The 12,413-nt window shown below is 46.7% G+C and carries 10 protein-coding genes and 1 pseudogene; 1 reads left to right on the top strand and 10 read right to left on the bottom strand.

The features are described from left to right. Positions 1-11 precede the first annotated feature (11 nt). From V512_RS04980 to V512_RS04935, 10 genes are all read right to left on the bottom strand, one after another. Positions 12-1,400: a hypothetical protein gene (locus tag V512_RS04980; protein WP_099829360.1), complete on the bottom strand. Its 1,389-nt coding sequence runs from the start codon at positions 1,398-1,400 to the stop codon at positions 12-14. 143 nt (positions 1,401-1,543) lie between these two features. Continuing rightward, complete coding sequence (locus tag V512_RS04975) at positions 1,544-2,833, bottom strand: hypothetical protein (RefSeq protein WP_099829359.1); 1,290 nt, start codon at positions 2,831-2,833, stop codon at positions 1,544-1,546. Between the two features lie 150 nt (positions 2,834-2,983). Beyond that, on the bottom strand, positions 2,984-4,300 hold the full coding sequence (locus V512_RS04970; protein ID WP_099829358.1) for a hypothetical protein: 1,317 nt from the start codon (positions 4,298-4,300) through the stop codon (positions 2,984-2,986). 42 nt (positions 4,301-4,342) lie between these two features. Beyond that, positions 4,343-5,425, bottom strand: a complete 1,083-nt coding sequence (locus tag V512_RS04965) for a DUF362 domain-containing protein (RefSeq protein WP_099829357.1) — start codon at positions 5,423-5,425, stop codon at positions 4,343-4,345. A gap of 12 nt (positions 5,426-5,437) precedes the next feature. Next, positions 5,438-5,809, bottom strand: a complete 372-nt coding sequence (locus tag V512_RS04960; RefSeq protein WP_099829356.1) for an SMR family transporter — start codon at positions 5,807-5,809, stop codon at positions 5,438-5,440. Between the two features lie 13 nt (positions 5,810-5,822). Further along, positions 5,823-6,707: a decaprenyl-phosphate phosphoribosyltransferase gene (locus V512_RS04955; RefSeq protein ID WP_099829355.1), complete on the bottom strand. Its 885-nt coding sequence runs from the start codon at positions 6,705-6,707 to the stop codon at positions 5,823-5,825. A gap of 110 nt (positions 6,708-6,817) precedes the next feature. Next, positions 6,818-9,187 carry an HD domain-containing phosphohydrolase gene (locus V512_RS04950; RefSeq protein WP_243392266.1) on the bottom strand — a complete coding sequence of 790 codons (2,370 nt, stop codon included), beginning with the start codon at positions 9,185-9,187 and terminating at the stop codon, positions 6,818-6,820. A 118-nt stretch (positions 9,188-9,305) separates the two neighbouring features. Then, on the bottom strand, positions 9,306-10,283 hold the full coding sequence (locus V512_RS04945) for a 2-hydroxyacid dehydrogenase (RefSeq protein ID WP_099829353.1): 978 nt from the start codon (positions 10,281-10,283) through the stop codon (positions 9,306-9,308). After that, positions 10,280-10,717 carry a GNAT family N-acetyltransferase gene (locus V512_RS04940; RefSeq protein WP_099829352.1) on the bottom strand — a complete coding sequence of 146 codons (438 nt, stop codon included), beginning with the start codon at positions 10,715-10,717 and terminating at the stop codon, positions 10,280-10,282. The genes V512_RS04945 and V512_RS04940 overlap by 4 nt, the downstream gene beginning before the upstream one ends. Then, on the bottom strand, positions 10,714-11,346 hold the full coding sequence (locus V512_RS04935) for a hypothetical protein (RefSeq protein ID WP_099829351.1): 633 nt from the start codon (positions 11,344-11,346) through the stop codon (positions 10,714-10,716). The genes V512_RS04940 and V512_RS04935 overlap by 4 nt, the downstream gene beginning before the upstream one ends. A 479-nt stretch (positions 11,347-11,825) precedes the next feature. Between V512_RS04935 and V512_RS04930 the strand changes: the two are divergent. After that, a pseudogene (locus V512_RS04930) lies at positions 11,826-12,413 on the top strand (transposase); the annotation flags it as partial.

Genomic DNA, 12,413 nt, shown 5'->3' with positions numbered 1-12,413 from the left:
CTCCGAATTAACTAGAATCTAATGAAGCGAAAAACTCTTCCGTAGCCGATCTTGAAGCAAAACTCAGTCTTGTTACCTATTAGAGCCGACGCAGAGAGGAATATCTCCTGATTCTCATCCGGGCTGTAATGAAAGTCAAGACTTACTTTGGCGCTTCTGGTAATCGGTTCGGCAAGTCTATACCAATCAAATTCAAATGGTTCGCCGTAATAATCGTCGATTCGGTAAGAACCTTGTCTTATGTACTCAAGACGAAGCTCTGAGAGCACTCTGCGAGTTTCGAAAGTCACAGCTATAAGGTCCAGAGATACGTCAGGTCCGTATGGGAAACCGAAGAACCCATTAATCACAAGATAACCCCCGCCCTCAATATCATCAGCGTTGAAACGGATTGGGTTGATGTGCTTTCCTTCCTCGAAGCTCCTATTGTACAAATAAGGCGTGCTATGGTAGTGCTCATACCTTATCTTCATACCCCCAGACTCTTCAAAGAGAGTCTGTTCTCTGAGAGCATATTGATTGTCCCATAGCAAAGGTCCCTTATAGTTTTCTCCACCGGTTATGCCATACTCTCCGCCAAGAAACCAGCCTAAAGAAGTCGGATTGCTGGTTCTATCTCCCGGAATAAGGATGTCGTCTGTGTAGAGCATTCCGTACAAGCCTAGATCTCCAATGCCCTTCTCGAAGAATAACCCTGCATTAACGTTTGAGTTCTTGGCATAGTTGTTGTGGAATATGACGAAAGGGCTCATGTCCCTAAGGTCTGGATAGGTGTTGCTGATGAGGTTCGTTTCGACAAAACCGACTCTTGTAGACTCACCATGATACCCTATGCTGTGGCCGATAAGAGTCCGGGGACTGTCGAATATCGAACGATCCGAAGAGATTACGAAGAAGCTGTAGAAGTATTTCCCTGACAGTACGTCCGATGAGAAGTCAATCCAAATGTGCTCGAAAAAGGGCACCGCATCGGAGAGTACGAAGTTGTACGCAGCGGGACCAATATGAAGGCTTCTCTTGCCGGCAGAAAACCTCAAGAGATCGTTTTGAAACTCGGCGAAACCAACTCTAGGCAGATCGGTATCTATATACAGGGTATTCGAATTGTATCTGATGGGGAAATTCGACCAACTCCTGCCGCGAAGAAACGAGGTTATATCTTGCCTGAAATCAAGCCTGAATAGCGCGCGATATGAATCACCGGAAAACTCAATGCCCGCAAGGGCAAACGGAGGATAAGAAAAGTTGTTCCGCAGATCTTCAAAGGTAGGTTTGTAGTCCCTGTCGTGCACAGCAAAGTTGTTGAGAGAAAGGGAGGGAAAGAAACCAAGGAAAAGACCGCTATTCGCAGAAAGCAAAACCGAAACCACTATCATGAGGCAAAGCAGAAGTCGTTTCATCCAGACAAACCTCCTTTTGTTCATATATGAATTATGCCATGACTGAATAGGAATTCACTCTCCGAAAAGCAATTGAAACACAAAGCCTTTACGGCAGCCAAGCGAAGTACCCGCGGAGATCGTCCCGGCCAAGACTGAATACCTCATTCGGTTTCAACGGAACCTCTGGTCTCAGAAGCAAGAAGTCTGAGCAACCCAACACCTACAAGAGGGGTCATGAACGCCAGTACTGGTGTGAATAGCCTAACTTCAGCGGTTCTTGCCACCACGAAATTCATAGCGACAAACGGGAGTACCCAGAACCACGTTCTCTTGAAGAAATCGATATCTCTTATCTCTCTCACGAATAGCAGTGGAATGAAGAGAAATACAAGAGGATAGATCCATGACCAGAAGTAACCAATGTTATAGCCAAGCTGTATCAGATCGACCGAGTATTTGGCATCAGGAAAGAGAACAGTGCTGAATATATACATAAGCAGTACAGGAATCGAGCCGGCAATGAAGCTTTTCAACATAAGCCTCAATTTAATCTTGCCTGAGATGTCGCCTCTGAAATTGTACAGAAGATATATCAAGGGGAGGAATACCATATGGTCAGCTCTGAAAAGAGAACCCAGCATAATCAACAAACACAAATGAAAGAATCTGCCTTTTCTGGCAATTACGAGCAACCCGCCTACAAAAAGAGCAAGGCCGTGAAAAGTCTCCCATCCAAAGTACATCGTAGTGAGCGGCATTATGGCCTGAAATGATACCACAGACAGTAACGATGCTACAGGTGAAGAGAAGATTCGGCAGAACGCATAAAGAAGCAGCAACGTTAACAGGTTGAAAAAGAATCTCGCCGTGATGTGCCCATTAAGAATACGATTCGCTTCGCTAGACGGATCTAGTGCAGCTTTGACGTCTTCAGGCAGTCTCTCTCCAATTAGAAGCGCCGCGGTTGCAGGATCGGTAATGTACTCCTGCCACTTCAGCCCGGCAACCATTGCTTTGAGTGCATTGCTCAGGAGAATGCTGTTCCCTGCAACGGAGTCAACGAACTCGGCAATAGCCTTTTCAGCGTCAGAGACAAGGCTCTCCCTTTCATCCAGTGGAAAATAGGCATCAACCATGCTCTTCTTTTCAGACGTCCAATAATCGGCCGACAACAACATACTCGAAAGCTCTTCGCTGTTTTCATCCAGCCACTTGATCGGAAAGTATTTGAAGAAATTCTCGACAAGGTAGTAGCTGCCAAATCTATACTGATCAGGCGCGAAATTCTCTCCGGAAACCACTCTGTCATGCTGGTTAATTCTTAAGTATCTGGATACGAGCAAATACTTCCCGTCAGTTGTCCAGACGGTCATTGATGTGAAAATGTAGGAGAGTAACGAGAAGATGATTAACAGAAAAATCCCTCGCTGTATGGTTTTCTTGTCTTTCACACTTAATCCCCCCCGACGGCGTTTCCAAAAGGAGATCGCCAATGTCAAGATCATGTCATCGATCGTAAGAAACATTGCTTGTCCTTCTCAGTTATCTGCTCAAACCTGTATCAAGAGTTCCATTAATCAAGCGCGTTGTTGTCCAGATCCCTAAGACTCTCTAGAATCCGAAGAGCCAACCGAATCAACGCCGATTGCCAGCATTGCACCCCTAACTATAAGAGGAATGGAGTAGATTATCACCGGAAGAAAAAGCCTCACTTCCGCAGTCTTTCCAACAACAAAGTTCATTCCGATAAACAGTGGCATCCAGAACCACGTTCTCCTGTAGAACGTCAACTCTTTGATCTGATAGATGAAAGCAAAAGGCAGCAAAAGAAAGACAAGAGGAAAAACCAGGTTCCAAACATGCGTCAAATTGAACTCAAGCTGAAAGACATCCACATAGTACTCTGCCTCGGGAAAGAGAAGCCCGCTAATCAGAATTGTCGCAACAAGCGGGATGAAGAGAAGCAGAGCGGCGTAGACAGCCTTCGACCACTCCCTCCTTCTTAACGAATCTATTCCTCTTAACGAAGCGTATATTAGAGCGCCAAACAGCGCATGATCCGTTCTTGCGGTACAGCACAATACTGTTATCAGAATTAGAATGAGCCTGCTGCCGTCTCTCTTTGTTATTAGAATCATCGCTGTAAACAGCAACAGTGAAAGCAGAGTCTCCGCCTGCAAAAAGTCCTGAAGAGCAAACGGCGTAAGAGCAGTGAAGAGAACAACCCCAAAGAGCGCTTGGCCGGGGTTCAGGAACTCTCTGCACAGGAAGTAGATGATCGTCAGAAGGATCATGAAGAGGAAGAATCTCGACGTGAAATATCCGTTCACGAGTCTTGTTTCTTCGCTGTCCTCAAGCAAATGATTCCTGATATTTTCCGGTATCATCTCTCCGAGAGTGAGCAGGGTCTCTTCGACATTCGTCAAATAGCTCTGCCATTGCAGACCGTCTATCATACCCCGCAGAAGATTTTGAACAAAAGCATTGCCCGGGAAGAAGGATTCTAGAGTCTCGTCAATCACCCTCTGAATCTCGCCAATCATCTCTTCCCTGTCATCCTGGGGGAAGAATTTGTCCACGGTTTTCTGCATCTCTTCTGTCCAGGTCTCTTCGCTCGTAAGCAAATCGGAGAGACTGCTGTTATATACGTCATACCATTTCAGAGGAATGTATTTGAAGAAGTATTCCACAAGATAAAATCCACCAAAGCGATATTGCTCCGGAGCGTAACCCGTTCCCCTGATTAGATTTTCGTGACCGTATACCCTGATGAATCTCGACACCGTTATGAATCTGCTGTCTGTCGTCCAGACACTGACAGAGGTGAAAACGTATGACAGAACAAAGACAAACAGAAAAACCACTGCGCCTCGTCTTGCTTTCGAACTCAGGGCGAATTTCAAGTGATAATCGGCCATGATTCCCCCACTCAAGCTTTCATTCCCATAGTGAATTCTCTATCAATAGCTCTCCCACAGACGGCCCCAGGGGCTCTCTTTCTTCCACTCCTCGAAAACCCGAACACCGTGCTTCTTCCACCAGTGCTTATCGTGATAGGTATCCGAAGCGGCCACGAAGACTTTTACAAGAGGCGTGTGGAAGAAGAGTTTCTGAAAGACCTTCAATGGGCTGAACCAGAGCAGATCACCGACTCTGCTGGCAAAGTTGTCTCCCACGTGGAATTGCAGGTTCACTCCAGACACATCGTCCCCGACCAACTCTATGTTCTCAGGCCTGCCGTTCCCAAGGCCCTCTTCATCGGCCAGCCTTATGTATTTCAAGTCCATCGGATTGAAGCCCATCATCTTCGCCGCAACCGCGTCAATAGCGACCTGGTCTTCACTGGCGAGTATGTAGTCTGCCTTCACCGGGATCAGTGTTCTGGGACCGGGTCCGTTTCCCGCAGTCGTTCCATCCATGAAGGCAAACAACCCTGTGTGTATCTCCTTCTGTATCTTCAGCAAGTCAACCAAAGTTTCATGTATCCATGAATGAGTGTAATGCCTCTTCACGTTCAAGAGACCGCCGAATGCGTTTTTCATCGCGCCTGTGGTCGTCGTATAGATGTGGCACTTCATCGTCGGAAGCTGAATTATGTTTTTGCCGAAGAAGTAGTCAGGAAGCTTCACTCCCTCGGGAAAGATCTTAGGCAGAACCGTCAGTTTGCTTTTTGGCGTATATTCAATCCATGACATGTCTTTCGGTTCGAAGTTGTACAGGACGGGGATATTGTATTTTTCGTAGACGATGTCATACTTGTTCTGTTTCTCTCCGTACTTCGGCCTCGTAACCACAGTCTTATTCTCTACCGAAACGATGTCGTTCATGCCTTCATCCTTCAGTGCGAGCACTACGCCTTCTAGCTGCCACGGCGTGCTATTGGCGCCCGGCATTGGAAGATGCCAGGAAATGTTGTCCTTCAAGATTGTCGTGGCACTTACGTCCAAAGCCTCTTTCATACCGGCAAGTTTTGCAAGCCTTCTATAGTCATTCAGGACAGTCTCCGGTCTAGTCTTTAAAATCGCAACTTTCGTCTTTTTCATCTTCTACCTCCGCTATTTCGCTATCGCAACCAACCAAATCCCTACCGCAATGACGGCTATTCCCATGAGCTTCATTGCGCTGAGTCTTTCGTCAAACAGGAAAACCGCCGCAACGGTAACGATCGCGAACCCGGCGCTCGTCATTATCGGATAGGCAACTCCCAGTTTCATCTTCGTCAGAACTACGCTGTAGAAAATGAAGGCAACTCCGAATGAGAAAAGTCCCAGCCAGACGCTGATGTTTGTGATTGAATTTATAAGCATCCCCTTAAGTCCAACGGTGTTTATGTCAGGCGCATTTTGCATCCCGTATTTCAACAGGACATTTGCTCCGGCGTTGAAGACTATTGCAACGACAAGTATCATGGCCTCAGTAAAACTCATAATTCGTCCCTCTTTACAACCAGATTGGCAGATAGATTGCCATCATAACAGATACTAACCACAAAACAACGGTAACCGCTATTCCTCTGTCTCTTGTTACGACTTCCGTCGGGTCGCCCTCTCCATTCTTGAAAAGGAGAAGGAGGTATCTAAACATCCCATAGGTTACGAAAGGCACAGTGTAGACAAGCTTATCAGTACTAAATTTCACAATCGTCGCCGGATCAAGACAGTAGAGAGTGTAGGCGATTATAGTAACAGAGGCCGTAGCAACCATAAGGTAGTCTAGATATCTGTCGTCGTAAACGCTCAAAACCTTTCGGTGATTGTTGCTTTCTTCTTTAAGTGAAAGCAGCTCGTTTCTCCTCTTTCCAAAACCCAAAAAGAGCGAGAGAAAGAAGGTTGTAACCACTATCCATCCTGTAGGAGTTGCATCGATAGCGTAAGCCCCTGCCATTACTCTTATCACGAATCCCGCAGATATGCAGAAGGCGTCAATCAATACGATCTCCTTGCCCTTCAGAGTATAAAAGATATTCTCAACAACATAGAGAAGTAAGAAAACAAGAGCAAGGTATGGAAGAAAGAGAGCAATCAGGACCGCAACGACACTCATTACTGCTGCGACTATTGCTGCATCTCTCACACTGATCTCACCGGAAGCAATCGGCCTATTCTTCTTTCTGGCATGATGCATGTCGCTTTCACGGTCTTTGATGTCGTTGAAAATATAGACGCTGCTTGAAACGAGGCAAAATGCAACGAAGATCAGCGTAGCTCTCAGAAGAGAGTTTGGGTCAGCAAGACTCGAAGAGAATATCAGCGGAGCAAAAACAAACAGGTTCTTTATCCAGTGTCTTATTCTTATCACTCTGAGCGCGATAGCTAGATCTACCATCTTTTTCTCCTGAAGAAGCTTGTGATTATTTAAGAGTCGAGTATCTCATAAGTGCCAAGCTCTCATATATTAACACACAGGCTTGAAAAGTCGACAATGCGGAGTTGAAATCATCCAGTGAAGTTAAACCCTTCATCGAACAGCTCGAGACAGGCATCTACGACTCTTGCATCATAGAGCTTTCCCTTACCGCTTCTGATCTCATCAAGCGCCGCCTGAAGACCGAGTGAAGACCTATACGGTCTGTGAGACGCCATCGCTTCCACAACATCGGCAACGGCTATTATTCTAGCCTCGAGAATAATCTGATCCCCCGAGATTCCTTCGGGATAACCGCTTCCGTCAAGTCTCTCGTGATGCTGCAAGATTGCGTCTGCCACCGGCCAGGGGAATTCGATATCTTTGAAAAGCTCACATCCCGCCGTCGGGTGAAGTTTGATCAAATCGAACTCGAGATTGGTCAGCTTTCTTGGTGTGTTGAGTATCTCCGCGGGAACCTGTATCTTTCCCACATCATGAATCATCGCCGAAAGCCTCAGTCCCGTAAGCCTGTTCTCTTCGAATCCCAGCTTTTTGCCGATTGCAACAGAAAGCTCTGCGACTCTCCTTTGATGACCTGAGGTATAAGGGTCCCTGAGATCTACGACCGAAGCGAGAACGTTCACCGATGCCTCCATCGTTTTTGAAACAGTCTCCAGACTCTCTCTTAGCTCTTCGGTACGTTTTCCGACTTCTCTTTCAAGATGGAAGCTTCTATTACCCAGTGACCCGATCAGAACCGCAAGCGACAGAGTTACAGTCAGTCCGATCGCGAGGATGAAGATCCAGTAGTTCATGGGGTACACGACGCTGAAATCCGGCCCTGGATGGGCAACAATAACGAAAAGCCGCCCGAACAGCATTACCGGAAGGGCGATGTTTTGTTCATTTTCCGGATAGTGCCATATGGAAGTCTCCGCAGACTCATGTACATGTAAACCAGATTCCTGCGCCGAGGAAAACAACAGTACTGGATTTCCGTCCGAGTCGATCTGATAAAGCCCAAAAATAACTGTTGGATCTCCATTACTGGGGAGAATCGGAACGTCACTGTGAAACGCTTGTGAATGAAAGATAGCCCCTACGAATCCAGTTTGACCCTGCGGTCTCTCCTCGACAATCGGTCTGAAGACAAAGAAGTGGAGGGCTTTCTCTTCGTCCGTCGGAACGACGACAGGATCGCTTGCCCACATCAGTCTAAAAGCAGCTGCCTTTTCAATAGCTTCCCCGACCGACTCGAGAGATCCCAGGTCTAACCCCAGCAGATTTCTGTTGCTCTCTAGAGGCTCAATGTACTGTATCGGGTAATATGACTCGCGATCCAGAACTCTTTCCTTTGCGCCAGATTTGCCGGGTTCCCAGACGAAGAAGTCCGGAAAGCCTTCACTTCTGATACTTTCTTCGAACGACTCTAACTCGCCCGGCGAAACCCTCTCAATCCAGAACCATGAAATCAGTTCGTTGTTTTTCGAGAGTGAACCTACGTAGTTCAAGAACTCCTGCCTGTAAACAAAGCTGCTTGACTCAAAGAACCTGGCAAGAGCCTCGACCTGAAAGTCTTCAATATTCTTCATCGCTCTGGAAAGCGAAGTTACATGAGTCGCGGCCAGATCTGCAAAGGCGTCATTTCGCGCTGCCTCCTGTCTGTCATGAACTAGAGATGAGACCATGATGGTAACAGCGACTCCAAATGCGGCAAAGGCGATAGCCTCAAGGTACCTCTGAACTCTCTTTTCCTTCTTCTCTTGTGGCAGCTTGTCTCTGCGGATGATGAAGAATCCCGAAAGTATCGCCATCAATATCAGAACCAGAGAGAAAACTACGGGCTTAATCGCATATGATAAAATCCCTTTCCGGAAGTCGTTGGCTTCAACGTCTATGCCGAGTACGGCAAGGAGTCTGCCTGAATTTTCATCAATTACGGGAACCATTACCGATACCCATGTTCCCCAGCTGTCAGTAATTACTGGCAGCACTCTGGCCTTCTTCTCCCGGAAGACTTCAAAATCGTACTCAGTAGCATCGGCGTATATGTCTCCCGGAAGAGATTCGTCATCTGAACCGGGCGGCTCGGAATCAATGAAAAAGAACAGCTCTCCAGATTCCTTCTGTCCCAACAGGTAGATGAAGCGGTATTGAGGAAATAGGGCATTAGTTTGCTCGAGTTGGCTCTTGAGTCTCCAGTATTCAGGCCTGTCCAGATCATCTATGCTTCCTGAAAGCCTCGAAAGTTCGTCCAAACTGAGACCGCTGTGGACAAATCTGGCCTGTCTCAAAAGCCTGTCCGAAAACTCCCTCCTTCCCCTGGCTATCTCGGCAAATGAAAGCAGAACACCCAGAAGAAGAATCAGAACGACAGAAATAACAACGACGGCAAGTCGGGATAGTTTAGCAGCAAAGCCAACCAATCTTTTGGAAAGACCAAAGCTGGGACCTCTCATCAAAGGCACTTATGGACACCCCTCATCGAAAAACTTTCTCAACCAGATTTTAACACAGGATTTCTCTTCAGCCACAACGTGCTCTTTGAAGAGACCGCGACTTCACTTCTTCAAGCGGCTAATACAATTCGTCAAGATCGATCTCTTCCTCCGGCTTTCCCTTAAGAAGAAAACTCTCGATGTTCTTTAACGCGCCATTTACCATTGACTGCATACTCTCCACCGACCAGCTTCCGACGTGCGGTGACATGACGACATTGGAAAATCTATGAATTGGATATCTCGATGGAAGTGTTACGGGCCGATCACTTGAGGGATACTCGTACCAGACATCTATTGCCGCGCCGGCGAGAGTTCCGCTTTTCAGAGCATCATACAGAGCCCGCTCCTCAATTACTCTTCCCCTGCTCACATTGACCAGGTACTTGTCCTTCATCTGACTTAGCAGATCGGAACCGATGATCCCCGCCGTCTTTTTCGTCAGCGGAAGAGCAACGAATACAAGATCTCCGGCCCGAACGGCATCGTAAATATCGTCTGTTATTCTCTTCACGTAAGGGAACCCGCTGCCAGGCGTTCTCTTGAATCCCGTTATTTCGCATTCAAAGCCGCTGATCAGTTTTGCTATCGCCTGCCCAATTCTGCCTAGGCCGAGAATAGAACACCGCTTACCGATGATCGAGTACCAGGTCGCCTCCTTATTGGATGGCCGACCCAACCACACTCCCTGAGCAAGATCGTTATGAAGTTCGACCACTCTTCCCGTAACTGCTAAGGCCAGAGCTACGGCTCTTTCAGCAACGACCTCCGCATTCTCATGGGTGTTTGAAACAATGACGCCACGTTCTCTTAACCGCTCAAGAGGCAGACCATCAACGCCGGTCCAAGGGACCACAACCATTCTGAGATTTCTAGCCTTATCAAGGTCGGCTTGCGAAAGATTTCCTTTTACTATTACCTCGGCATCGGAAATATGGGATTTCGGATCACTGTTGCTGGAGTACGAGATGAAAGAATGTTCGGGAAATGCTTTTGCAAGCTCTTCAACTTTTCCTTCCCAGTATCTGTCAAGTCTATTTAGGAATAGGATCTTCACGTTTCTAGCCTCCCACGGGATTTAGCACGAGAAAATCGGAGTTTGTAGCGAACCAGTCCATTCAGAGTCTGGATTTCATTCACAATATTGAATCCTATCTTCTCATAAAAACCGACGGCATCCTCGTCTGTCCACACCGCAAGAGTATCTATCATGAAGGCATCTATAATTGTCTTTATGAGTGTGCGGCCGAAGCCTCTCCTTCGCTTGTCTTTCCTGACAGCAAGATGCAGAAGCTCGGACTCTTCAAGCTCATGGAGCTTCAAACCGGCTACAGCAACTATGCTTTCTCCCTGCCTCATAGCAAAGAGTCTTCTCTCCGGAGCCTGATACATCTTTAATACTTCGTCAGACTGCTCCGGTCTTCTCAGACATTCGGAGAAGATCTCCGCAAATCTTGAAGGCAGGTTCTCGATTTCTACTTCCCTAATCATCTTTCCAACTCCTCACCGGCCATAATCGTTGCTTGAGAATCAGGCGCGTTTTCCTTCAACCACTCGTAATGAGTTGCAGCTTTATCGTTCATGCCATTGCGCATATAAAGCTGAACAAGCTTAAGCCTCGCGTTCAGCTGTATCTCTATACTCAAGCCTTCCTCAGCTAAAACCTGAACTATGATCTCAAAATCAGAAATGGCTACATCTAGCTTTCCGAAAAAAGCCGGTATATTCGCGTAAGCGTTAGCCCTTATGACTCTTATTAAGATATCGTCAGGATTCCCTTCCACTGCCCTATCCAGGTGATCGATCCCCTGGTTCAGATTCAACAGCTTTCCAAAGGGGTTCCAGTCATCTCTCGCTCTGAGGAGGAATGAGGACCCAAGATAAGCTCTGGCCAGTCCCAGGTCTCTTCTTTTGAGAACATCTTCGAGGATTCTGATAGCCTTCGTGACGGAATCTTTGTCACCTTCCAGACCGGCATCGTGGTAAGCAATTCCCAGCTCGATGGCAAGATCGATGTTTTGTGGGTCTTCTTTGTGAAATCTCTCCAATTCGGAAATCGAATAACTTGCACATACAAACACTCCGGCAAGCAAGACAATCAAAATTAAGGTCCTTCTCATTTTCTCCCTCCTCTGTAAATATTAGCATATGAAAAGATCTCCGAAAAGAGTCACTGTCACAAAGCACCGCTTCCATTGACTTCGATCGGAGTAATTCAGCCGGCATGAACCTATAGTCTGAGCTCAGAACCTTCCTCGAAAACCGTAAGCTGCCTTTGGCGTGTTCATTTGCTCAGACGAACACTAGGACTGCCAAGGAACTTTAAGGACCTCGATATAAGCCTGTTTTCGAAAGCTCCACATAATGCTGGCCTCCATCAAATCGATGCGAACCTCTCCACGGCACTTTGGAGGAAACAAAAAAAAGCAAAGCGAGAGGCCACATAACTTCAGTTGTTCACTTGCCTCGTCTGGAACCTTCATTCCCGAAAAGTCTAACGATGAAAATCTTCGTGAAGCATTGAAAAGACTACGTTAGAGTTGTTTTCTATAGATTTATCCCTCGTTATATATTATAATGTATGTAACGAGGTGAAGAGATGGGGATTGTCTATCAGAAGAACAAGAAAACAGGAATCACATATGTCTACAAAAACGAAGCCTACTGGGACAGGGAAAAACAACAGTCCAGAGCCAAGAGAACCTTAATCGGCAAGCTGGATCCAGACACTGGAGAAATCGTACCAACCAGGTCATACAGGAAGGATTCTGAACAGAAGGATGGCATTTTGAGAAAGCCTGGACCTGTACCAATAACCAAAATCCGAAGGGATTTCTATGGTGCTTGCTATCTTCTCGATCAGGTTGGAAAGATCACCGAAGTTGCAGCCGATTTGAAAGCCTGTTTTCCCGACCGTTATAGAATGATTCTATCGATAGCCTATTATCTTATTCTCGAAGAGAATAACTCACTCAGTCGGTTTTCTCATTGGCAGAGACTGCATGCCCATCCTTATGGAGAAGACATACCATCACAGCGCAGCAGTGAGCTGTTCCAATCCATTTCCGAAGAAGAGAGGATGATGTTCTTCAAGAAGCAGGGCAGACGTAGAATTGAGAAAGAATACTGGGCCTTTGACATCACTTCCATCTCCAGTTATTCAGAGACACTGAGACAGGTCAAGAAG

It is taken from the genome of Mesotoga sp. Brook.08.105.5.1 (assembly GCF_002752635.1).
In the GTDB taxonomy this organism is placed as follows: domain Bacteria; phylum Thermotogota; class Thermotogae; order Petrotogales; family Kosmotogaceae; genus Mesotoga.
The sequence above is the reverse complement of the archived record's forward strand: the minus strand, read 5'-3'. Positions and strand labels throughout refer to the sequence as shown.

Bases quoted from the DNA above. Each gene is read 5' to 3' on its own strand.
- V512_RS04980 (WP_099829360.1), bottom strand. From the start codon at position 1,400: ATGAAACGACTTCTGCTTTGCCTCATGATAGTGGTTTCGGTTTTGCTT.
- V512_RS04970 (WP_099829358.1), bottom strand. From the start codon at position 4,300: ATGGCCGATTATCACTTGAAATTCGCCCTGAGTTCGAAAGCAAGACGA.
- V512_RS04965 (WP_099829357.1), bottom strand. From the start codon at position 5,425: ATGAAAAAGACGAAAGTTGCGATTTTAAAGACTAGACCGGAGACTGTC.
- V512_RS04960 (WP_099829356.1), bottom strand. From the start codon at position 5,809: ATGAGTTTTACTGAGGCCATGATACTTGTCGTTGCAATAGTCTTCAAC.
- V512_RS04955 (WP_099829355.1), bottom strand. From the start codon at position 6,707: ATGGTAGATCTAGCTATCGCGCTCAGAGTGATAAGAATAAGACACTGG.
- V512_RS04950 (WP_243392266.1), bottom strand. From the start codon at position 9,187: ATGAGAGGTCCCAGCTTTGGTCTTTCCAAAAGATTGGTTGGCTTTGCT.
- V512_RS04940 (WP_099829352.1), bottom strand. From the start codon at position 10,717: ATGATTAGGGAAGTAGAAATCGAGAACCTGCCTTCAAGATTTGCGGAG.
- V512_RS04935 (WP_099829351.1), bottom strand. From the start codon at position 11,346: ATGAGAAGGACCTTAATTTTGATTGTCTTGCTTGCCGGAGTGTTTGTA.